This window comes from Iodobacter fluviatilis, from assembly GCF_900451195.1.
Taxonomy (GTDB): Bacteria; Pseudomonadota; Gammaproteobacteria; order Burkholderiales; family Chitinibacteraceae; genus Iodobacter; species Iodobacter fluviatilis.
Genome location: NZ_UGHR01000003.1, coordinates 17,601 through 39,827, shown reverse-complemented (window position 1 = coordinate 39,827; position 22,227 = coordinate 17,601). Strand labels below are relative to the sequence as shown.

Sequence of the window (22,227 nt, the reverse complement as noted above, 5' to 3'; positions counted from 1 at the left end):
CGCACCCGTCGCGGGGTGGAGCAGTTGGCAGCTCGTCGGGCTCATAACCCGAAGGTCACAGGTTCGAGTCCTGTCCCCGCAACCAGTAGAAATCTGACAAATACCCGTCGCGGGGTGGAGCAGTTGGCAGCTCGTCGGGCTCATAACCCGAAGGTCATAGGTTCGAGTCCTATCCCCGCAACCAGTTATGCATTTGCAGCAAATACCCGTCGCGGGGTGGAGCAGTTGGCAGCTCGTCGGGCTCATAACCCGAAGGTCACAGGTTCGAGTCCTGTCCCCGCAACCAAAATTTTGAAAAAGCCGCTATTCAATCGAATAGCGGCTTTTTTGTATGTGGTTTCGATTTAAGATTTTCTTCGTTTGTGTCGCTTATCTATTGAGTGCTGACTAGGGTCTGTTGACGTTTCATTCACAATTGCGCTGAGCCGGGAAACGGCCAAGCACAAGGCATGCGACGAAGGCAATAACTGGTTATTGTCGAGGAGCATAACGCAGTGAATGGCCGTTTTCCGGCTCAGCCCTTCGGGTTGACTGCATTTTTGGGGCTGCACATCGTTAAAAATCGCTAATGGTACTCGTGCCATGTCGCAATTTTTGCCTTGTTCAGCCCCAAAACTGCAGCCAACGCAGCCGTGAATGAAACGTCAACAGACCCTGGGTATTAAAATAACTATGCGTATTAACTCTAAGCTAAGCGAAGCTATTCTCACTTCCACCCCTGCAAGCCCAGTGGCTAAGCCATCTGCAGCTAAAGCAGCAGATGCAACTTCTGCTCTTGGTGCCGCTAAACAAGCACTGCAAGCCGGGCCGGAGATTGATATGGCCAAGGTGCAGGAAATTCGTAATGCCTTACTGCGTGGCGAGATTCAGTTTGATGCGGATAAAGTGGCAGGGCTGATGCAAAAATATCATGGCGGCGGGCTTGCTTGAATATCCTGATCCGGCAATTTGCCACTGATTTACAAAGCGATGTAAAAGCTTATCAGGATTTAATTGTTCTGCTTGATGAACAGTTTTCTACCTCCGTGCAGCAGCAGACAGCACAATTAAGCCGCGTATTAGAGCAAATAAACGAGCAGCTTGCTGCTATCGAAGTGCGCCGCGCGCGCCGCAGTCAAATGATTCAAACCAGCAAAGCCGCTGATTGTGAAGCCTTGATGGCTTTATTTCCTGTCGCTTTGCAACAAGCCTGCTTATCCAAATGGCAGCAATTAGGCACTTTATTACGCCAAGCCAAGCAATTAAATCAGCGCAACGGCGAATTTATATTATCCCAACAAGAAATCATGCAAAGAGTCTTGTTTGGAGAGCAGGATATTTATGATCCAGTTTGATCAAATTGGCTATTTACCTTCTCCACGCCCAGATTCTCCTCGTCCTCAGGGAGATGGATCTGCATTTTCGTCGCTCTTTACACAGACCCGTTCTGAAGTGAATCGCTTTATTGAGGAAGGCAGTAGCCTGACTATGCCACTCAGTCCGGAAGGCTTTGTACTTAGAAATGCCACCATCAATTCGCTGCCTTCCGGGGCAATGGATACAGACAAACACGCTTTTATTGAGCAAATGCAGCCCTACGCCCAGGAAGCGTCTGCTAAGTTGGGCGTGGCTAGTGATATTTTGCTGGCTCATGCGGCTTTGGAGTCGGGTTGGGGTAAAGCGCCGATTACAAAAGCCAATGGGCAGAGCACATTCAATTTATTTGGAATCAAAGCGGCAGCGGGCTGGCGTGGTGAGCATGCCACGGTGCTGACTACTGAATTTGAAAATGGTGCGTCGATTAAAAAGATGGATCATTTTCGCGCTTATGCCGATTACCGCAGTGCATTTCAGGATTACACCGCATTTTTTAGCGAGAGTAAGCGCTTTCGCCCGGCGCTGGGCACTGGCAATAGTGCCGAAGCTTTTGCCAGCGCTTTGGTCAAAGGTGGCTATGCCACTGATCCCGCTTATGCGGAGAAGCTGCTCAAAGTGGTAGATACCGTTAGATCTGCTAGGCTCTAGTTCAGAGCGGTGATACTTCTTGCCCAGAGTTCACTACCGCACGCAATTGTTTGCCACTGCGTTTGTTTTTCACCCAAATCACATCTCCTGATCTGCCATTTTCCTCGGCGATTACACTGCTGCGAATCTCTATTTGCTCTGCCCGTGCAATTAACTCCAATACATCCCCTTTTTTGACGAGATACCCAGCTGCATGGGGTTGGCTTGCAATTTGTTTTGCCGTCTTGCTGCTAAAAGCACGTAAAGGTGCTGAGGGTTCAGGGCGGTACATGGCTCTTGCCAGATAGAGCACATTCCACTTATTACCTGTTTTGCAGCTTACGTCTATTTTTAATAATGCAGAATCTTCACCCTGAAAGGCTTTAATATTTGGAGCAGATGCACAAGGGGGGATTAAGCTGATATCCCTTGGGGGGATAATAGAAACTGTCAGAAAAATCTCACGGTTAAACTGTTTTCTGGCTGAAATTTCAAAGTAATTTTGTGCGAAATTTTTTACATTTTCTTCTAATGGAATAGTTTTTACTTCAGATGAATATGCCGAAGTAATTGAAAACATTAGATAAAATATGACGGTCGGGAATCTTGCCCGTATTTTTTTCACTTAAATATCAGCATAGTAGAATATTAGCGGGTAATTATACCGTATACGGTTGCCAAGGGAATATTTACCATCCGCGCTCACCTTTTACATGTTTGAAAGGTGGATCTGTATTTTGGGCAAGAAAATGGTGAAGGGAATAGGAAATGGGTGTTCATTTCGACAAAGCTTTGAATATGCATCCCGAAGCCTTACGGCTGCGTGCAGAGCGTACGCAAGTATTGGCTGCAAATATTGCAAATGAAAACACGCCTGGCTTTCAGGCTCGTGATTTCAGTTTTCGTGAGCGTTTAGACAGCGCCTTGGCTACAGAGGCAGGGGATCTGGGCGGCTTGGGGGAGGGGGATGAGCTGCTGTATCGCGCACCAAATCATCCTAGCCGTGATGGAAACACTGTTGAGCTGGGTGTTGAGCAGGCTGAGTTTTCGCAAAACGTATCAGATTTTCAAATCAGCCTTACCTTCGTCAATATGAAGATAAAAGGGCTGGCTAAGGCGATATCGGGATAAACCATGTCTTTTAGAAATATTGCGCAAATTGCCGGATCGGCAATGACGGCACAAACCACACGCCTGAATACCATTGCCAGTAATCTGGCCAATGCGGAATCGGCCTCGGGCAATGAAGCCACCACTTATCACGCCAGAAAGCCGGTTTTTTCTGCGCTGAGCGGCGGCAAAGTACAGGTCTTGGATGTGATCGAAAGCACCGAGCCACTGCGTAAAGCGCATGAGCCCAGCCATCCTTTGGCAGATGCGGACGGCAATGTTTTTTACCCCAATGTGAGCCCCGTAGCAGAAATGACCGACATGATGTCGGCTTCGCGCGCCTTTCAAACCAATGTGGAGGTCTTATCGCGGGTAAAGGCCATGCAGCAGGATTTATTAAAAATGGGCGAGGCATAATTCCCCGCGTTTTTCCGCTTTTAAATTGCTACTTTGATTCGATCTAAGGCCAAAGCGGCCATACAAATATAAGTTACAAGCCATGTCCATTGCCTTTTCACCCGCTCAGCAAAATGCCAGCGCGCAGCAGCAAATTAATCCGCTAGACCCGATTGCCGGCCAAAGTGACGGCAATTTCTTTATGACTTTGCTGGTTGCGCAAATCAAAAACCAAAACCCGCTTGAGCCATCCGACCCTAGCCAGTTTGTGAATCAATTAGTTCAGCTTAATCAAATGGATAACTCCAAAAAGATGTTGGGCGAATTAAAAGCGAATTCACAAATGATGCACGATTTGCAAGTACTGACTTTGGGCAACCATGTTGGCTCTACCGTGGCGGTGAATGGTGGTGCAATTACTTTGGATAAAGACGCGATAGCAGGGCAGTTTTCTTTAGGCAGCCCCGCTAAAAAAGTGTCTTTAGTGATTACTGGGGCAGATCAGCAGCGCACCGTGGTCGATTTAGGCAGCAAGCCAGTAGGGGATGTGGCGTTTAATTTTGATCCTAAAAAACTAGGGTTACAGCCAGGCAGCTATTCACTTTCGGTAGAAACAGATAGTAAAGAAAAAGCAGCGGTAGAAGTCTTTGGTGTGATTAAGAGCGTTAATTTAAGTAATGGTTTGCCCATGGTGACTATTGCAGGTTTGGGTGATTTTCCAGTGGCGGCGATTTCAAAGCTAAAAGGCCATTCTGCGTAAAAAGGATTGAATTATGAGTTTTGAAATTGCGCTGTCAGGCATTAATGCCGTTAATAATCAATTAGGTAGCATCAGTAATAATATTGCGAATTCCAGTACCTACGGTTTTAAATCAGGTCGGGCGAATTTCTCTTCGGCCTATGCAGGCTCGCAGGCGATTGGGGTAGAAACCTCATCTCACACGCAAAATATCGCCAAAGGTGGTGGTTTACTGACTACGGGACGGGCGCTGGATGCCGCTATTCAGGGTAGTGGGTTTTTTGTGGCTAAAGATCCGAGTGGTGGCATGGCCTATACCCGTGTAGGGATTTTTGATAAAGACAAAGACGGCTATATGGTCGATAGCTTTGGCCGCCGTGCGCAGGGCTACGCCCCTGTAGGTGATGGTGGCGGCACAGCGATGGGCGCGATTGGCGATATCAAAGTGCCAGTAGGGCAAGTGCCAGCAAAAGCCACCGATAAGCTGCAATTTACCGGCAATTTATCTGCAGATTGGCCTGTGCCTACTACGGCTGCGTTTAGTAAAGACGATGCTAGCTCGTTTAATGCTTCTATGGTTTCGACGGTTTATGATTCTGTGGGCGGAAAGCATAATTTGACCCAGTATTTTGTAAAAGGCGCGGCGGGCGTCACAGCACATTACTCTTTTGATGGTGCAACCATTGCCGCCACCAATACCCTTAGCTTTGATGCCAACGGTAAATTAAGCAGCCCAACCGCACCTGTCACTCTAGCCTTGGGTACTCCTGCTAATGCCGCGCCGCTATCAATTAATCTGGATTACGCAGGTACATCGCGCTTTGCGGGCGAAGTAACTAACACCGTAAACAGCGCCAATGGCTATGCGTCCGGCACGCTCACCGGTGTGGTCATCGAAGAAAATGGCGAAGTGATGGCTAAATATAGCAATGGCCAAAAGCAAAGTGCCGGAACGCTGGTGTTGGCTACCTTCCCTAATGAAAGTGCATTACAGCAAATTTCTAATACCAGCTGGGCAGAAACGGCCGCTACAGGTACGGCGCTGTATTCAGCGCCTGGCAGCGGTATGACCGGCAAGCTGACCGCGGGCGCGCTTGAGCAATCCAATGTGGATATGACGGGCGAGCTGGTTAGCCTGATGACGGCTCAGCGTAATTACCAGGCTAATACCAAGGTGATCTCTACCGAGAATCAAGTGATCCAAGCCCTGATGCAGGCGCTGTAATGGATGCCTTGATTTACACGGTGATGAGCGGCGCAGATCGCACTCTGCGCGCGCAGCAAATTCACGCTAATAATTTGGCCAATGCTGAAACCACTGGTTTTAGGGCCGATATCGAGCTGGCCAGCGCACAAGCCGTGCCGGGCTACGGTTATGAAGCTCGCCATATGGCGCAGCTGCAAGCCAGCGCGGTGGATAATCGCGCCGGAACCGTCACGCCGACAGGCCGCTCCTTAGATGTAGCGCTAAAAGGTGAAGGTTATCTGGCTGTGGAATACGCAGGCGGTGAGGCCTATACCCGCAGCGGCAATTTAAATGTGGATAGCCAAGGCGCACTCACTCTCAATGGGCGTGCCGTTTTGGGCGATGGGGGGGCTATTACCTTGCCTGCTTTTGCTCAGGTTTCGATCAGCGATGACGGCACGATTTCTGTGCTGCCTCAGGGTGAGACAGGCGCTTTGCAAGAAGCAGGCAAGCTTAAATTGGTTCGTCCCAATGCCAGCGAGCTGACTAAAAATGAGGCAGGTCTAGTGGTCAGCCGCTCTGGCCAGCCCCTGCCGGTGGACGACACCGTGCAAGTTTTGGGTGGCCATTTAGAGCGCAGTAATGTATCAGCAGTCGAAGAAATGATCGCCACCATGACGCTGACGCGCAGCTTTGAAGTGCAAATGAAAATGTTTAAATCAGCTGATGATATGGCTGATGCAGGGAATCGTTTGATTCGTGGGTAGGGAATGGTTGGTTGCAGGGCGGGTGAAACTCTATACGCGTTGAGCAAGTTTGTTTATTAGCAAACAGCAAAAAAACGTAGTAACCGCGCACTCTGCTCGGAGCTTTAGAGCCCCCTTGAAACACGCCGAAGCGAGGAACAAGCGGGCGGGGTTTCGGCGAGGACTGTTTGAGCGAGCTTGCGAGCGAGTTCCGCAGCCGCCGCTCGATTGTCCGCAGATGAGGGGCTTTCGTGTTTCGTGGGGTCGCCTTCTTTGGCTTCGTTTCTTGGCGAAGCAAGAAAGGAAGGCCCCGCGGTGGCTACCGCTCCTAAATCAACGTGCCGCAGGCACTAAAAAGATCTGTTTGGTATTAGCTAGCACATATGTGGGGTCCCTTCCATGCAGTGCCAATTGAATGAACAAAACACCCGGATAAGGACTATTTTATGAATCCAGCAATGTGGATCAGCAAGACCGGTATTCAGGCGCAAGACGCTAAGTTGAATGCGATCGCCAATAATCTGGCCAACGTGAACACCGTTGGTTTTAAACGCGATCGTATGGTGTTTGAAGATCTGTTTTATCAGGTAGAGCGCCAGCCCGGCGCTAAAGTGGATCAGAACAACGCCGCGCCATCGGGTGTGCAGCTGGGTAACGGTACGCGCCTTGCGGGTACCCAAAAAGTATTTACCACCGGCTCGGTAATGACCTCCAGCCAGCCGCTGGATGTGGCGATTATGGGCAGCGGCTTTTTGCAGGTGGAAATGGCCAATGGTGAAACGGGCTATACCCGCGCTGGCCAGTTACAGCTTAATTCTGAAGGCCGGATTGTGAACGCGCAGGGCGTGCCACTCTCACCGGAAATCACCATTCCTAAAGACGCTAGTTCGGTGACGATTGCTGAAAATGGTTTGGTTTCTATCACTCTGGCAGGCAGTGCCGCTCCACAAGAAGTCGGCCAGATTACCTTGGCAAACTTTGTTAACCCGACAGGCTTACTGGCCTTGGGTAGCAATTTATTTCAGGAAACCGCTGCTAGCGGCGCACCCACTTTAGGCAATCCGGGTGAAAGCTCGCTGGGCAAGCTCAAGCAAGGCTCCTTGGAAGGCTCCAATGTGCAAGTGGTGGAAGAAATGGTCGATATGATTTCGGCGCAGCGCACTTACGAGATGAATACCAAAGTGCTTTCTGCTGCCGACAATATGATGCAATACCTTGCGCAGTCGGTAAGATGAAGTCTGTCTTTTTGATGTTGCTGCTCTGTCTGTTGAGCGCATGCGTAAGCAATCCCATGGTCGAAGCGCCAGAGCAGGATCCGCCTGTGCCGGTGATTATTCCACCGGCAGCCAAGGCTAAATCGGGCGGTGTGTTTACTGCGGATACGGCTAACTCATGGCTGGCCGATAGCCGCGCGTTTCGGGCGGGGGATGTGCTGACTGTGGTATTGCAGGAAACCACACAGGCCAGTAAAAAAGCCGGCACCAATTTTGATAAAAGCAGTGGCGTCGATATCAAGCCGACCATCTTGGGCACATCTAGCTATGCCACCAATGTGGGCGTGCAAGCCAAGCGTGATTTTGCTGGTTCGTCCTCCAGTACTCAGCAAAATATGCTCAGCGGTGCCATTACCGTGGTGGTAGAAAAAGTGCTGCCTAATGGCCTGCTGCTGATCCGGGGTGAAAAACAGCTCTCCTTAAATCAAGGCGAGGAATCGATTCGTTTGGTGGGTTATGTGCGTAGCGACGATATCGACAGCGATAACCGCGTGATGTCACCGCGTGTTGCCAATGCCAGAATCAGCTATTCAGGCAAGGGCGCGCTAAATGATGTGAATACAGCGGGTTGGCTGACTCGGTTATTTAACAGCCCGTGGATGCCGTTTTGATTTTGTAGGGTGTTATGTAAGAAAACCCAAGTATTGAAACACTTCGGCCCCAAAGAACACGGAGTTTCACGGGGAAAAATAGAGGGTAAGAGTTGTTTTAATAGGCTTTAAGTATTTTCGAATTCAGAAATATGGATTTTTATCGCAACTCGTGGCACTGGGCTTGAATCCCCCCTTGAAGCACGCCGAAGCGAGGAACAAGCGGGGCGGGGTTTCGGCGAGGATGTTTGAGCGAGCGTAGCGAGTGAGTCCCGCAGCCGCCGACTCGATTGTCCGCAGTGAGGGGTTTCGTGCTTCGTGGGGTCGCCTTCTTTGCCTACTTTCTTGGCGAAGCAAGAAAGTAGGGCCCCAGCGGTGGCTACCGCTCCTAAATCAACGTGCCGAAGGCACTAAAAATTTCTTTGTATTTGCTTAGCGCATATGGGCTTGCTCCCGCCCTATCGGGCTGCATATCGTTGTTTTGAAGTGGAATCTATGAAGTTTAAATATCTGTTTTGGCTCTGCCTGCTGCTGCAAACGGCCAGTGCTCAGGAATTGCGTACCTTGGTGAATGTGGAAGGGATTCGTGAGAATCAGCTGATGGGGTACGGCGTGGTCGTGGGTTTGAATGGCACGGGGGATAACTCGCAGGTGAAGTTTGCCGGGCAATCCGTAGCCAATTTGCTGCGCCAGTTTGGGGTGAAGCAGACGGGTGAAACCAAGGTTAAGAATGTGGCAGGGGTGGTGGTGAATGCGGTTTTGCCCTCGGGTTATCGTAAGGGGCAAACGGTTGATATCACCGTTTCATCACTGGGGGATGCCAAAAGCTTGCGCGGTGGTGTATTGCTACTTACGCCGCTAAAAGCTGCCGATGGCGAGGTCTATGCGCTGGCACAGGGCAATGTGGTGATTACCGGCTTGTCGGCGCAGGGTAGCAGTGGTTCTAGCGTCACGGTGAACACACCCACTTCGGGGCGGATTCCTAACGGGGCGAGTGTAGAGCGCGAGATCGAAAGCGATTTTGATACGCGGCCAACGGTAACGCTGAGCTTAAAGCGGCCTAGCTTTCAAAACGCCACGCAAATTGTCGGCGTGGTCAATCGCCATTTTGGCAAAATCGCCAGCACCAAGAATGCCACCAATATCGAGATTGTTGCGCCTGTTGACCCAAGCGAGCGGGTGGCTTTTGTGGCCAAGCTGGAGGCTTTAAATATCACCGCCGCTACCGAAGTGCCACGCGTAGTGTTTAATTCCCGTACCGGCACGGTGGTGATCAGCCAGGGCGTGACGGTCAGAGCCGCCGCAGTTTCGCATGGCTCATTAAGAATTGTGATTTCTGAAGCACCCGCAGTCAGCCAGCCGGGTGCGTTTAGTAACGGCACGACCGCCACCGTGCCTCGGTCTAAAGTCGATGTGCGCGAAGGCTCGGGCCAGATGTTCCGCTGGCCGCCGGGCGCAAGCTTAAAAACAATTATCGATACGATAAACAGCACCGGCGCATCGCCGGACGACATTATGGCGATCTTGCAGGCGCTCGATCAGGCGGGGGCTCTGGATGGCGAGCTGGTGGTGATTTGATGAATCCTATTTCTTCTTCGTCTTTGCAAATTGAAGCAACAGACTCGCCGCCTATCGCTGAGAACAAGGCCTATCGTAAAAAAGCAGAAACGGCTGCGGTGCAGTTCGAGAGCTTTTTTATCCAGGATATGCTCAAGCAAATGCGTAAAGCCACACGTGAAATCAGCAGTGAAGACAGTATTTTTAAAAATACCATCAATAGCGATATGCTGGATTTTGCCGATCAGGCCGTGGCTGCAGAGCTGGCCAAACAAAGGGTGTTTGGCGTGGCCAATGCCATTATGGCGCAGCTGCTGCCGGAAAAATGATGTGGCTTGGTCTAGAGCGGGGCTTAAGCCGGCATAGACTGCAAATATGTAAATATTCTGCTTAATAAAACTGCCAATCGTGTCGCCTTACAACAGAGTGGCTCTGCTATTAGCAGGCTGCTCAACCTTCCTTTATCCCTAAATAAAGCCCCCCGATGCGCATGATGCAAAATGCGCTGGCCGGAGCGCTGGCTGCACAAGCCGCGCTGAATGCCGCCAGCCAAAATATTTCTAATGTAATGACTCCCGGCTATTCGCGTCAGGGCGTGGTTTTATCCGCCATCGCCCCATCGGTGGGCGATCCGCACAGCGCCGGTTCTGGCGTGGATATTCAATCCATTCGCCGCTTCAACGATCAGTATCGCAGCCTGCAAATGTGGCAGGCATCGGCCAATATGGGCGAAAGCGCTGCCAAGCAGGGTTATTTAACTCAGCTGGAGCAGGTGATGAGCGCGTCGGGCAGCAGCATTAGTGGCGGCCTGGATAAATTTTATGCCGCTTTGGGCGCGGCCAGTGTAGAGCCCAGCTCGCTGGCGCTGCGCCAAGGTGTGATTACTGAAGCGGGTGCTATGGCGCAGCGTTTTAATAATCTGAACCGCGTATTAAGCGCCCAGCATGCCTCGATTAATGAGCAGCGCACTGCCTTGGTCACGCAGGTGAATTCCTTGGGCGGATCGATTGCCCGCCTGAATAAAGAAATTGTCGCGGCCACCGCCACAGGCGTGAACCCGTCGGGCTTATTGGACGAGCGTGATCGCAAAATTGATCAGCTTAGCGGCTTGGTTGATGTGCGCGTGGTGAATCAAAACGACGGTGCGATTTCGGTTACCTTGCGTGCGGGCCAGCCCTTGGTGGTTGGCGATAGCTCTTCGGTGATGAGCACAGAAACGCAGCTAGATGGCAGCCAGCTGATTAAATTGTCTTTTGCTCAAGAAAAATTCACCCTGAACGGCGGCAGTATTGGTAGCCAGTTAGGCGGCTTAAATGAATACGAGAAAAATAGCTTAAAGCCGATGGAAGACGCCATACGTACTTTGGCGGGCGAAGTGGCCGGACGAATTAACGGCCAGCATGCTGCCGGTTTTGATTTAACAGGCCAACCGGGCAAGGCACTGTTTGTGTTTGACGCGCAAAACCCGGAAGCCATGCTCAAACTTCGCCCCGGCATTGTGGCGGAAGATTTAGCTTTTGCCAGTGACGCCAGCAAGCCCGGTGGTAGCGGTAATTTGCAAAAATTGATTGATATTCAAAGCCAGGCGCTCACGGTGCTAGGCCTTGGCTCCGTCACGCTGAGCGACGCCTATGCTCAGCTTTTAGGGCGCTTGGCTTCTGAAAGCCAGCAAAATCAATCCTCACTCGCAACCGGCAAAGTAGTGCGCAGTCAGTCCGAGCAGGATTGGAAAAGCACCAGCGGGGTAAACCGCGATGAAGAAGCGATGAATATCATCGAGTACCAGAAAATGTATCAGGCCAATATGAAGGTGATTGCGATTGCTAATCAGCTGTTCGACAGCACCCTGGCCGCTTTTGGCTAAGCCATATAGCAATGGCTTGTGGGTAAAATCCGAACCTTGAACCACAGAGAACAGAGTTACACAGAAATGCCGGAGAAGTGAGCCTAATGTCGTTTACTTAAGCCAATTAAGCATATCTGCATAAGTTTAATGCACTTGTTCCCCCCTTTGAAAAAGGGGGGCTAGGGGGGATTTAGCTCTGTATCTTTTTACAAAAAAGGGCCAAACCAATGCAAATCCCCCTTTTACTAAGGGGGAGGCTAATGTCAAAACCCATAGGTGTACGACATTAGGGGCGTTATTTCGCTATGGCCAGCGGGTCTGTTTAAATTGATGGAGTTTTTATGCGTATCGCCAGTACCCAGTTACAAACAACCATGAATGAATCTTTGCAATCTGCTTCGGGCAATATGGCTGAGCTGCTGCAAAAAATGTCATCGGGTAAGCGTTATTTACTGCCGTCAGAAGACCCGATTTCCAGCGTGCGCTTGCTGCGCTTAGAGCGTGAAGAGGCCGCGATTACCCAGTACACCAGCAATATTGGTGCGCTGCGCTCGCGCTTATCCATGAATGAATCTTATCTGGATGGGATGACTCAGGATCTGATGCAGGCGCGTGTGCTGCTTCTTGGGGCGGACGATACGGTCTCTAAAGAAGATGTAAAAGATATTGCCGCGAGCCTGGTCAGCTTAAGAGACAGCCTGTATTTCACAAGCAATACCAGGGATCAGGAAGGGCATTATTATTTTTCTGGTACAGCCAGCTCGACAGCGACTTTGGGTTTGGATAACACCGCCACTGCAGGCAGTCGTTATACCGCTCTGGGCAATAGCGATCAGCAGCTGGTGGTGGTGGGCAATGGCGTGACACAAGCCTCGAATGTGGCTTTGCCAGAAATGGCGGCGTTATTAAATCAGCTTGATCTGGCCATTACTGCGTTGCAAAATCCACCCGCTACAGGCTATCGCCCGGCAGTAGAACAGGGTATTAACGGGATTGATGCTGCACTCAGAAGTGTGGGCAGCAAGATCGCCAATCTGGGCGGCGCGCAAAATAATATGCAGATGATGGAAGACAATCATGCCAATGTCAGCCTGTCCAATCAGCAATCGGTTAGGCTATTAGGCAGCCTCGATTATGGTGAGGCAATGGTGACGATGGATAGCTATAAGCTAGCTTTGCAAGCTTCTCAAAAGGCTTATGGAAAAGTCAGCAGCTTGTCTTTGTTTGATGTGCTTTGAATAAAAGAGTGGGCTCAGCGGTTTAGTGCGATGTTCCCAGCCCGGTAAGCAGGACTCAATGTCATGGATTGGTCCGGGTTTTGAAGTGATTTAAAAGGATGTTGGGTATGGCAGCAGCGTTGCCCAGATTGGATAGCAGTCATAAATTAGGCCGCAACTCAGGAATTAATAGCAAGCCAGTGATCGCCGCAGCACCCACCGTATCGGGTGAGCTGGCTGCCGTGCGTCAGCCAAAGGGCGAACAGCTTGGGGCTTGGCGTTACAGCACTCAGCTAAATGAGCAGCTGACTGCTGGGCAGCGTGCGCTGGATTATGTCGATGAGCTGAGTGATCAGCTGACTGGCCTAAAGCTGAAATTAAGCCAAGAGCTGGGGCAACGGCGGGTAGATACGGGCGATCTGGGTGCTAAAGTGGCTGGGTTTTCTGCACTTTGGGCTGATCGCAGCCAGCGCACGGGTGGCAGTGTGGATGGCCGTTTAAAGTTTCATCTATCGCAGGATGCAAAAGAAGTCTTCCGTATTCGTGGCTTGGAGCTGGAAGCCTTAAGTAGTGGCCAAGCTGAAATGCTGACTTTTTATACTGGCGTGCGCGGTACCGGCCCTGCCTCGGTGGCCGTGGGGTCTGAAGTCAGCAGCGAAAATGTATTGCGCCAGTTTAACCGCGCACTTGCGCCATCGGGCATCCGAACCGAAGCCGATCAAAGCGGCGCACTCACTTTTTCGGTGGCGGAAGAAGCCTTAGCACCACTGCAAAACAAGCTGGCGATTCGGGGCGGCGGGATTCGTTTTCCTGCCGGGCAGGCTAATCGCTTAAAAATTGAAAGCGAAGCCGTCGCTATCTCGCCCAACAGCTGGTCCGTTGATGATCACGCCAGCGTGCGGCAGAGTTTGCAAAAAGTAGTGATGGCGCTTGAGCTGCTGGAGCAAACCCGAGCCGCCATCAGCAGCGCTATGGGCGAGGCAAAGCTGGCAATTGAGCAGCTCTCCACGATGGACGAATCTCAATGGGCGCAAAGTTTTGTGGGTGATTTTAATGCGCGCTTTAATCAAAGCAGTGATTACCGCTTCTTCAGCGACATCGCCCCGGCGCTGATGGGGATGAGTCGTTACCGGGTGCTGTCTTTGTTGGCGTTGAGATAGTGGATTATGCATTTGTAGCTTGGGTTAGCGGGTTTGCAAGCTTGTTTTAGGCGGACAAATCCGCGTAACCCAACAGCTAAGCAAAATCATAAACAATGCTGTTTAGTGCCTTCGGCACGTTGATTTAGGAGCGGTAGCCACCGCGGGGGCGTTCTTTTCTTGCTTCGCCAAGAAAAGAACCAAAAGAAGGCGACCCCACGAAGCACGAAAGCCCCTCACTGCGGATAATCAGCTCGGCGACAAAGGCTGCGCGCTCGCTGCCTCGCTACCCCTTTGCCGAAACCCCGATCTGATTATTCCTCGTTCGGCGCGCTTCAAGGGGAAATTTAAGCCCTGTGCTGTGATCTGCGATAAAAATTAATTGTTTGTACTTTGAAAATATTTCAAGCTAAGCCAAGTGCTTTTACTCTGTCTTCCTCCGTGAAACTCTGTGTTCTCAGTGCCCTCCGTGTTTCAAGATTTAGGTTTCCCTTCGCCCTCTACAATGCGCATGTAAATATTTACTAATATACTACTTAAGAATTTCTACGGGCTTGTCGCCTTGGATAGGTAGAGGCGCCCAATGGCGGGTGCCGTTACTTTGTCATTTGGAGTTCTTCCCCATGTTGAGCCTGCACACAAACGCCGCTGCCCTTTCTACCCAACGTAACCTGGGCACTAGCCAATCTGCTCTGACCACATCCATGACCCGTCTGGGCACAGGTCTGCGCATCAATTCTGCAATGGACGACGCTGCTGGCTTGCAAATTGCCACACGTATGGACGCGCAAAGCCGTGGTATGCAGGCTGCGATGAAGAACACTCAAAACGGTATCAGCATGTTGCAAACAGCTGAAGGCGCTTTGGGCGAAGTAAGCAGCATCTTATTGCGTATGAAAGACCTTGCTACTGAAGGCGCCAACGGCACTGCTTCGGCAGACGACAAAACAGCGATGCAGTCAGAGTTCGACGCGCTGGGTAAGGAAATGGGCAATATCATGAAGAACACCTCCTTTGGTGGTGAGGCTTTATTGGATAAAACAGCAGGTAAGTTGGGTAGCGCAACAGTTGATTTCCAGATTGGTGCGAGTGCTGCAGAAAAAATGACTGTAGATCTGAAAACAGGATTAACGGCATTAGATACCGCCTTGGGCGGGGCATCGGCTGCTTACACAACACCTGGTACTGCAGGTACAGAGCTGACTTCGGCTGGTGGTGCCAATGCGCAAATTACTAAGCTTGAAGCTGCACTGAAAGCAGTAGGTACAGTTCGCTCAGATATGGGTGCAAACGCCAACCGTCTTGACCATGTTTATAACAACTTGGGCAATATGGACAGCAATACCAAGATGGCTAAGGGTCGTATCATGGATACAGACTACGCGACTGAACAAGCGAAAATGACTTCTAACCAGATGCTGATGCAAGCCGGTACTTCGATGCTGAAGCAAAGCGGCTCGATGAGCCAAATGGTGATGTCTCTGATGCAATAATCCGGTAACGATTGGATACTAACCAGCTGCTCTTGCAGCTGGTTTTTTTTCGCTTAGGACTTAAAAATGCTGGGAAGAGTGTGCAGCACAGGCCTTGCACCACGGGTGCAGGCTACCCTAGCCAGCCAGTTTAAAAGTAATGAATTGCTCTTGCTGGATATTGTTGCCCGTCAGCCTTGTGGCGAGCTGCATTTACGCAGTGCCGCCGGGGTGGAGCTTAATATTTACTTGCCAGAGCTGGCCGCAGACTGGCCTTTAAGCCGGCCGCTTTTATTACGTGTTCTAGAAAATCAGCCCCGCTTATTACTGGCTCTGGAAACCAGGGCCGGGCCGCAAGTCTCAACAAATGAAGGCTTGCTGGATGCCTTGGTTTTGCGTGATAACCCCAGATTTTCTAGGCATAAGCCTCAAATTGCCGAGCTGGCTAATGCTTGGCGGGTGCAATTACTTGGGACGATTTCTTACCTTGCGATGCGTGTGGCGCAAGATAGCGGGCAATTTGCCGCAGGCAGTTTATTTAGCGCGCAATTGATCAGCCAGCAAGCACCTGTCGAATCGGCGAATATCCCGCTCTGGCTCTGGGGCGGCCCCATCTTACGGCTGTGGTTTGTAGAAGAAGACGAGCCGCAAAATGGCTCTGTAAAGCATGCATCTTTAGAGCTATTGCTGGAAATTGTGTTGCCCAAATGGGGGCAAATTAAGCTGGTAATGAGTCAGGAGGCCAAAACCTTGGCGTTTAGCCTGTGGGCAGATGATATTTGGCACGATGAGCTAAACGCCTTGGAATATCATTTTAAAGCCGCTGCGATCCGGCTTGGTTTACGACTTATTCGCTTTAGCGTCGCTAGGCAACAGCACCCGCGCAGCATGCCTACCCGCAAAGCCGCCACCCTTAGCGCCGCCCAGCTTCCGCAGCCCTTATTTAAATTTGCGGCTGAAGTGCTGGTTTTATTGGAAGCGATGGATTATTGAGCTGGGGTGTAATGCCATCACCCCTATGCGTATCAAACTAGGGCAAAAACCTAGCAAAAAAGCTGATTTTCATAGGGTGTGCAAGTTGTTTTTCTTGCGCACCGGCCTTTGGTGCGCAACGACTGCGTCGTTGTACACCCTATAAAATGCCGATCCACTCCATGACGAACGCTTAACTTGATGCCTATAGGGGGGTAACGCCATCACCCCATCGTCCCCACCAAACTCACATCATAATTATCTGGAATTTCGTTATAAGAAAGCACATGCAGCCCAGGTGCAAATAGTCTGCCGTAGCGGGCGAGCAGGGGGCGGATTTGTGGCATGACCAGCAGGATAGGCGGGGCGCTTTGTTGTTTGAGCTGCTCACGCACCAGTGGCATATTGCTTTGCAGCTGGCCGAGTACATTGGGGTCGATGGGGAAGCTATCCAGCGCTACCTTGCCATTTTGCTGGGCTTGGCTGAGCGATCCTAAAAGCATGTTTTCCAGCTCGGCACTGAGGTTAAAGGCTTTAATTCCGCTCTTATTGCCCAGAATGGCTTGGGCGATTTGCCGCTTTAAGGTGCAGCGCACTTCGGCGGCCAGCATGATGGGGTCTTTGGCGTTGTCGGCGGCGTCGACCAAGGTGGTGGCGATGGGCACGATGTCTTTGAGCGAGACATTTTCTTCCAGCAGATAGCGGTAAACGCGCAGTAGCTGGTTGGCGTTGAGTGCGGTATTCAGCGCTGCCGCTAACTTGGGGGCGAGCACGGTAAGCCGCTCAGATAAGGCGCTGACATCGTCGTGGCGGAATAGCTCGGCCAGATGGCTGCGGATGACTTTATTTAAGTGGGTGGCAATCACGCTTGGGCAGTCGATGACCTGATAACCCAGCCCCAGCGCATTGGCTTTGTCACTGCTGGCAATCCAGGTGACCGGCATGCCGTAGGCAGGGTCTACGCCGGGAATACCGTCCAGATTGCCGTAAACCTCGGGCGAGGGAATGGCCATTAAGTGATCGCTAAATACTTCGGCCTGCGCCACCACACTGCCGTTGAGGCGGATGGTGTATTGCGATGGCTTGATGCGCAGATCGTCGCGCATGGCGATATGCGGCAGCAATATCCCCATATTTTCGCTCAGCGTCTGGCGCACGCCACGGATACGTTTACTCAGCGGCGCACCTTGCTCCTTATCCATCAGGCTGACTAATTTATAACCCAGCGATATGGATAACACATCGACATAAGGCAGGGCTTGCCAATCCAGCTCGGCCTCATCGCTGCTGAGCAGCGCCGATTCGATGGCTTTTAAATCCTGGGCTGGCTTAGGGTTTTTTTCTGCATTCAGATGCATTTTCCAGCCGGAATAAGCCAGCAGAGCAGCAAAGGCCAGAAAGGGTACGACCGGCATACCGGGGATAATCGCCAGCACAAACATAATGCCTGCGGCACTCAATAGCACCGTGGGGGATGCCAGCAGCTGCTCGCCAATTTGCTCCTGCATATCGCCAGAATCGCTGACGCGAGTGACTACAATTGCGGCTGCAGCAGACAGTAGCAGGGCTGGGATCTGTGCCACAAGGCCATCACCAATCGTCATCAGCGCGTAAAGGCGGAACGCTTCACCCATGCTTAAATCGTGCATGGCCGCGCCAATCGCCACTCCACCAATCAGATTGATCAGCAGAATCAAAATACCGGCAATGGCATCCCCGCGTACAAATTTGGATGCGCCATCCATCGAGCCATAAAAATCGGCTTCGGTGGCGATATCACGGCGGCGGCGCTGGGCTTGTTCCTGATTAATCAGCCCCGCGTTCAGATCAGCATCGATCGCCATCTGCTTGCCGGGCATGGCGTCCAGCGTAAAGCGTGCCGAGACTTCGGCAATGCGCTCGGCCCCCTTGGTGACCACAATAAAGTTAATGATCATCAGGATGACAAACACCACCATCCCCACCACAAAATTACCGCCGATCACCACCTTACCAAAGGCCTCGATCACCCTGCCCGCGGCTTCCGTACCCTGATGGCCGTGCAGTAAGACCACACGGGTAGAGGCGACATTGAGCGTCAGCCGCAGCAGGGTGGTGGCCAGAATAATGCTTGGGAAGGCAGAGAAATCCAGTGGCCTTTTCACCGATACCGCCACCAGCATCACAATAATCGCCAGCACAATATTAAAGGTGAATAAAAGATCTAATACCAGCGGCGGAATCGGCAGAATAATCATCGCCAGCATGGCCAGCAAGAATAGTGGTGCTGCCAGCTTGAATTGCTTTAAGGCGCTTAAATAGGGGGCGAGTGCTTTCATGCTGGTTCTTTAATCTCTGCTAATTCTGGCGAAATGCCCAAATCATCCGGTAATAGGGGAGCAACACGGCGGCCGCCGCTGCGAAAAGCTTTGAGCTGCAATACATAGGTCAGCACCTGCGCCACGGCTTTAAATAAGGGCGCAGGGATCTGTTGATTGACCTGAGTGGTTTTATAAATAGCACGGGCTAGCGGCGGAATCGGCACAATATCTATTTTGTTGATTTCGGCCAGCTGGCGGATATACATGGCCATTTCATCCATGCCCTTGGCCACAATAAAGGGCGCTTGAGCCCGGTTTTCGTCGTACTTTAAAGCCACCGCATAATGGCGCGGGTTGACGATAATCACATCCGCGCTAGGGATAGCTTTGCGAATACTGCGCTGGGCTAATTGCTGCTGAATTTGCCGGATGCGTTGTTTAATTTCTGGCCGGCCTTCGCTGGTTTTATATTCGTCTTTTTGCTCTTGTTTGCTCATTTTTTGTTTACGCATAAACAAAAATATTTGCAGCGGCAAATCAATGGCGGCAAATAAGATAAACACCAAGCAAAAGCTAAATAGCGCATCAAATAATAATTGCGCAGCGCCATTAAGCGCTTCGGTCAGGGTGAGCTCTTGCAGGCTAAAGAATTGAGGCAGGCTGTCCCGGCTAATATAAAACAAAACAACGCCTAAAATCAGGACCTTGATAATGGCTTTGATTTGCTCGCTGGCATGCTGGGCAGAGAATATCCGCCCAAAGTGTGAAAGCGGATTCATGCGCTCAAATTTAGGCATCAGCTGCTTACCAGAGAAAATCCAGCCGCCCGGATAAAGCGAGGCTAGGATAATCATCAGCGGAATGATGGCTAAAGGCAGCAGCATTTTAAGCAGCAAAAGAAAGCTGCCGCTAAATAGGCCAGACCAAACATGATCGAGGCTGCCTGGCTGATCTAGCGAGCTAAAAGCCAGCTTAAATAGTGCATCAAAATCAACTAAATAGCTGGGAGCCAGCAGGGCAAATACTTTCAAGCTGGCGAGCAAACCCACGGCAGAAGCCACTTCGCGCGAGCGGACAATCTGCCCTTCTTTTCTGGCGTTTTTGAGTTTCTGTGGGCTGGCTTTTTCTGTTTTATCGCCATTAGACGCTTCAGCCATGCACGCCCCCATGCAGCATTTGCTCAATCATTTGCAAGATTTTTTCGCTGAGCTGGCTATAGTGGCCTGGAATAAAACGGCTGATCAAGCCAAGGGTAAACAGGCCAAACAGGGTAATAAGGGGAAAGCCCAGAGAGAATAAATTTAAAGCTGGGGCTACGCGGTTAAGTAAGCCAAGGCCAAGCTGCACAATAAAAGTAGAAAAAATACTCGGGATCGCCAGCAGCAGGGCAGCGGCAAACACCCAGCTCAGGCTTTGCGCCAGCATTTTGAGCGATACAAAATTAATCCCATCGGCCACCGGCCACAGCTTAAAGCTGCCGTAGATAATTTGCACAATCACCAGATGCCCATCCATGGCAAAAAACAGCAGCGCGCCTAATAAATACAGCAGGGTGGAAATCACATCGGATGAGCTGCCGCTCATAGGATCATTCATTACCGCCATACTCAGGCCCATTTGCGATGAAATCAAAAAGCCCAAGATGGAGAGGATGGTCATCACCAGTTGAAACGCCATGCCAAAAATCAGCCCGATAATCACCTGTGCAAAGGTGGCAAGAATCCAGTGCATAGAAAAGGGATCAATACTGATTTGGGTTTTTTGCATAAGGGGCAGGGTGATGACGCTGAGCACCAGCGATAAACCAATCCGCGCCCGCACCGGCACCATGGCTTCGCCTATCAAGGGCGCAAAACTAAACCCCGCCATATAGCGGCAAAAAGGCCACCAGAGCAGGGGTAGGATTGCGAGTAATTCCTTAATCAGGGAGTCCATGGTTTTCTTGTGGTTTCGAGCTTTAGGGTGGGTTAGGTCGTTTGTTGTGTTTATTGGGGCAGTGGACATTTTCGGCGGTAACCCGCCTTTGTGTGGTGATGTGGACCAATTCAAGATCAAAAATGATTAGTGCCTTCGGCACACTGTTTAGGTGCGGGATTCCCCCGCGTGGGACTCACTTTCTTGAACGGCCAAGAAAGTAAGCAAAGAAGGCCGCCCCACGAAACACGAAGGCCCCTCATCTGCGGACAATCGAGCGGCGGCTGCGGAACTCGCTTCGCTCAAACAGGCATCAAAGAAACCCCGCCCGCTTGTTCCTCGCTTCGGCGTGTTTCAAGGGGACTTTAAAGCCCTGTACACAAAGCGTGGTTAATAAGTTTTTGGGCTGTTTGCGCCTATTGCCGTTATGGAAAATCTTTTTTGCTACCCCACCAACATCGCCGCATTATTAAAAATCTCGATGCAAAATGTCATCAGTTGGCCAACGATCCAATGCCCAGCAAGGGCGATGACGGCGAGGGTGACCAGCAGGCGGGGTAAAAAGCTGAGGGTTTGCTCGTTAATTTGCGTGGCGGCCTGAAACAGGCTGACCAGTACGCCGACAATCAGCCCCGGCAGCACCAGCAAAATCACCAGTTTCACCACCACATAAAGGCTTTGGTTGACTAGATCAACCGCGGTATCAGGGGTGATCATCAGTAGGCCTGTATGCTGGTGACAAGGGTGTTGACGGTGAGCGACCAGCCGTCTACCAGTACAAACAGCAGTAATTTAAGCGGCAATGAAATCACTAGCGGCGATAGCATCATCATCCCCATCGCCATTAATACGCTGGAGACCACCAGATCGACCACCAGAAAGGGAATAAACAGCATGCAGCCGATCTGAAAAGCGGTTTTCAGCTCGCTCAGTACAAAGGCGGCCAGTTTTACGGTAAAGGCGTGATCGCTGGGTTTGGCTACTGGGCCTTCGCCAGCAAGGCGTGATATCTGCGCCAGTGCCGATTTATTGGTTTGCGCCAGCATAAATTTGGACAACGGTTTTTCGGCGATTTGCAGCGCGGCCAGCAGGGTGATTTTGTCCTGATCGTAGGGCAGCATGGCGGTTTGCCAGACTTCCACCCCCACCGGGCGCATCACCAGCAGTGTTAAAATCAGTGCCATACCGGTGGTAATCCGGTTGGGCATGCCCTGCTGCAAACCCAGCGCTTGCCGCAGCAACGACAATACAATCACAAAACGGGTAAAGCAGGTCATCATTAAAACCAGCGTGGGAAGTAATCCCAGCAAAGTCATAATGATTAAAACTTGGGTTTTAACCGTTAAATCACCCACCGTTGCGCTATTGGATAAGATCTTGAGTGAGTCTTCCGCCCATGCCGGAGTCGCTGCCAGCAGCAGGACCGTAAATCGCCAAAAGAGATTCATGAGGCCAAGGTTTGTAAATCGAGGTGATCTAATTCAACCACGCGCAGGCCGTAGCTCTCGCCGGTAATGACCACTTCGGCCTTGCCGATGGTGGTGCCATTCACTTTGATATCCAGTGGCTCACCCGCGAGCTTATTCAGCTCTAATACCGATCCGTATTCGATGGCTAACAGCTCGGCTAGGGAGATATCGCTCGCGCCTACTTCTAAAGTCAGCGTAACTGGGATTTTTCTTAAAAATGGATTGAGGTCGCGCTTGGCCGGTGCTGCGGTTTCTGGTTTTGACTCCATCTCTTGCAGTGCGTTTTCTAAATCAAAATCGTCATTCATATTCATGGA

24 protein-coding genes and 3 tRNA genes are annotated in these 22,227 nt (G+C 51.1%); 20 read left to right on the top strand and 7 right to left on the bottom strand.

Going from position 1 to position 22,227, the window contains the following annotated elements; all coding sequences use genetic code 11:
* Positions 1 to 9: 9 nt before the first annotated feature.
* The 6 genes from DYD62_RS15535 to DYD62_RS15510 all read left to right on the top strand — a co-directional run bounded on the left by DYD62_RS15535 (position 10) and on the right by DYD62_RS15510 (position 2,004).
* Positions 10 to 85 (top strand) — tRNA-Met (locus DYD62_RS15535).
* A 23-nt stretch (positions 86 to 108) separates the two neighbouring features.
* Positions 109 to 184 (top strand) — tRNA-Met (locus DYD62_RS15530).
* Positions 185 to 210: 26 nt separating this feature from the next.
* A tRNA-Met gene (locus DYD62_RS15525) sits at positions 211 to 286 on the top strand.
* Positions 287 to 636: 350 nt separating this feature from the next.
* Positions 637 to 930, top strand: a complete 294-nt coding sequence (flgM, locus tag DYD62_RS15520) for a flagellar biosynthesis anti-sigma factor FlgM (RefSeq protein ID WP_207916597.1) — start codon at positions 637 to 639, stop codon at positions 928 to 930.
* Complete coding sequence (gene flgN / locus DYD62_RS15515) at positions 927 to 1,334, top strand: flagellar export chaperone FlgN (protein ID WP_165928693.1); 408 nt, start codon at positions 927 to 929, stop codon at positions 1,332 to 1,334. The genes flgM and flgN overlap by 4 nt, the downstream gene beginning before the upstream one ends.
* Positions 1,321 to 2,004: a glycoside hydrolase family 73 protein gene (locus tag DYD62_RS15510; protein WP_115228361.1), complete on the top strand. Its 684-nt coding sequence runs from the start codon at positions 1,321 to 1,323 to the stop codon at positions 2,002 to 2,004. Before flgN ends, DYD62_RS15510 begins: the two co-directional genes overlap by 14 nt.
* A gap of 1 nt (position 2,005) precedes the next feature.
* Here the strand turns inward: DYD62_RS15510 and DYD62_RS15505 are convergent, their stop codons facing one another.
* Entirely contained in the window at positions 2,006 to 2,608 is a 603-nt protein-coding gene (locus tag DYD62_RS15505; RefSeq protein WP_132038676.1) for a flagella basal body P-ring formation protein FlgA, read from the bottom strand.
* A 143-nt stretch (positions 2,609 to 2,751) separates the two neighbouring features.
* Here DYD62_RS15505 and flgB point away from each other — a divergent pair, with 143 nt between their 5' ends.
* From flgB to DYD62_RS15435, 14 genes are all read left to right on the top strand, one after another.
* The gene (gene flgB, locus DYD62_RS15500) at positions 2,752 to 3,114 is read left to right on the top strand and encodes a flagellar basal body rod protein FlgB (protein WP_115228359.1); all 363 of its coding nucleotides are present in this window, start codon (positions 2,752 to 2,754) and stop codon (positions 3,112 to 3,114) included.
* 3 nt (positions 3,115 to 3,117) lie between these two features.
* Complete coding sequence (gene flgC / locus DYD62_RS15495; protein ID WP_115228358.1) at positions 3,118 to 3,510, top strand: flagellar basal body rod protein FlgC; 393 nt, start codon at positions 3,118 to 3,120, stop codon at positions 3,508 to 3,510.
* Between the two features lie 82 nt (positions 3,511 to 3,592).
* Complete coding sequence (locus DYD62_RS15490; RefSeq protein WP_115228357.1) at positions 3,593 to 4,249, top strand: flagellar hook capping FlgD N-terminal domain-containing protein; 657 nt, start codon at positions 3,593 to 3,595, stop codon at positions 4,247 to 4,249.
* Positions 4,250 to 4,262: 13 nt separating this feature from the next.
* The gene (locus DYD62_RS15485; RefSeq protein ID WP_115228356.1) at positions 4,263 to 5,453 is read left to right on the top strand and encodes a flagellar hook protein FlgE; all 1,191 of its coding nucleotides are present in this window, start codon (positions 4,263 to 4,265) and stop codon (positions 5,451 to 5,453) included.
* Positions 5,453 to 6,181, top strand: a complete 729-nt coding sequence (locus tag DYD62_RS15480; protein WP_115228355.1) for a flagellar basal body rod protein FlgF — start codon at positions 5,453 to 5,455, stop codon at positions 6,179 to 6,181. Before DYD62_RS15485 ends, DYD62_RS15480 begins: the two co-directional genes overlap by 1 nt.
* Before the next feature lie 425 nt (positions 6,182 to 6,606).
* Positions 6,607 to 7,395: a flagellar basal-body rod protein FlgG gene (gene flgG, locus DYD62_RS15475; RefSeq protein ID WP_115228354.1), complete on the top strand. Its 789-nt coding sequence runs from the start codon at positions 6,607 to 6,609 to the stop codon at positions 7,393 to 7,395.
* Positions 7,392 to 8,045, top strand: coding sequence for a flagellar basal body L-ring protein FlgH (gene flgH, locus DYD62_RS15470; RefSeq protein WP_115228353.1), 654 nt, complete (start codon positions 7,392 to 7,394; stop codon positions 8,043 to 8,045). The genes flgG and flgH overlap by 4 nt, the downstream gene beginning before the upstream one ends.
* Before the next feature lie 474 nt (positions 8,046 to 8,519).
* Complete coding sequence (locus tag DYD62_RS15465; RefSeq protein WP_115228897.1) at positions 8,520 to 9,602, top strand: flagellar basal body P-ring protein FlgI; 1,083 nt, start codon at positions 8,520 to 8,522, stop codon at positions 9,600 to 9,602.
* Positions 9,602 to 9,910, top strand: coding sequence for a rod-binding protein (locus tag DYD62_RS15460; RefSeq protein WP_115228352.1), 309 nt, complete (start codon positions 9,602 to 9,604; stop codon positions 9,908 to 9,910). Before DYD62_RS15465 ends, DYD62_RS15460 begins: the two co-directional genes overlap by 1 nt.
* 155 nt (positions 9,911 to 10,065) lie before the next feature.
* Entirely contained in the window at positions 10,066 to 11,445 is a 1,380-nt protein-coding gene (gene flgK / locus DYD62_RS15455) for a flagellar hook-associated protein FlgK (RefSeq protein WP_115228351.1), read from the top strand.
* 323 nt (positions 11,446 to 11,768) lie between these two features.
* Entirely contained in the window at positions 11,769 to 12,665 is an 897-nt protein-coding gene (locus DYD62_RS15450) for a flagellin N-terminal helical domain-containing protein (protein ID WP_115228350.1), read from the top strand.
* A 107-nt stretch (positions 12,666 to 12,772) separates the two neighbouring features.
* Positions 12,773 to 13,804: a hypothetical protein gene (locus DYD62_RS15445; RefSeq protein ID WP_115228349.1), complete on the top strand. Its 1,032-nt coding sequence runs from the start codon at positions 12,773 to 12,775 to the stop codon at positions 13,802 to 13,804.
* Positions 13,805 to 14,406: 602 nt separating this feature from the next.
* A complete protein-coding gene (locus DYD62_RS15440) occupies positions 14,407 to 15,276 on the top strand; it encodes a flagellin N-terminal helical domain-containing protein (RefSeq protein WP_115228348.1) in 870 nt (289 codons plus the stop codon).
* A gap of 66 nt (positions 15,277 to 15,342) precedes the next feature.
* Positions 15,343 to 16,248 carry a hypothetical protein gene (locus tag DYD62_RS15435; RefSeq protein WP_115228347.1) on the top strand — a complete coding sequence of 302 codons (906 nt, stop codon included), beginning with the start codon at positions 15,343 to 15,345 and terminating at the stop codon, positions 16,246 to 16,248.
* Between the two features lie 203 nt (positions 16,249 to 16,451).
* On the opposite strand, the gene flhA is transcribed toward DYD62_RS15435, so the two are convergent.
* The 6 genes from flhA to fliN all read right to left on the bottom strand — a co-directional run bounded on the left by flhA (position 16,452) and on the right by fliN (position 22,224).
* On the bottom strand, positions 16,452 to 18,545 hold the full coding sequence (gene flhA / locus DYD62_RS15430; RefSeq protein WP_115228346.1) for a flagellar biosynthesis protein FlhA: 2,094 nt from the start codon (positions 18,543 to 18,545) through the stop codon (positions 16,452 to 16,454).
* A complete protein-coding gene (gene flhB / locus DYD62_RS15425; protein ID WP_115228345.1) occupies positions 18,542 to 19,684 on the bottom strand; it encodes a flagellar biosynthesis protein FlhB in 1,143 nt (380 codons plus the stop codon). The genes flhA and flhB overlap by 4 nt, the downstream gene beginning before the upstream one ends.
* Positions 19,677 to 20,462 (bottom strand): flagellar biosynthetic protein FliR, encoded by a 786-nt coding sequence (gene fliR / locus DYD62_RS15420; protein ID WP_115228344.1) that lies wholly within the window; start codon positions 20,460 to 20,462, stop codon positions 19,677 to 19,679. The genes flhB and fliR overlap by 8 nt, the downstream gene beginning before the upstream one ends.
* Positions 20,463 to 20,885: 423 nt before the next feature.
* On the bottom strand, positions 20,886 to 21,158 hold the full coding sequence (locus DYD62_RS15415) for a flagellar biosynthetic protein FliQ (protein ID WP_046353564.1): 273 nt from the start codon (positions 21,156 to 21,158) through the stop codon (positions 20,886 to 20,888).
* Positions 21,158 to 21,889, bottom strand: coding sequence for a flagellar type III secretion system pore protein FliP (fliP, locus tag DYD62_RS15410; RefSeq protein WP_115228343.1), 732 nt, complete (start codon positions 21,887 to 21,889; stop codon positions 21,158 to 21,160). The genes DYD62_RS15415 and fliP overlap by 1 nt, the downstream gene beginning before the upstream one ends.
* The gene (gene fliN / locus DYD62_RS15405; protein ID WP_115228342.1) at positions 21,886 to 22,224 is read right to left on the bottom strand and encodes a flagellar motor switch protein FliN; all 339 of its coding nucleotides are present in this window, start codon (positions 22,222 to 22,224) and stop codon (positions 21,886 to 21,888) included. Before fliN ends, fliP begins: the two co-directional genes overlap by 4 nt.
* Positions 22,225 to 22,227: the final 3 nt, after the last annotated feature.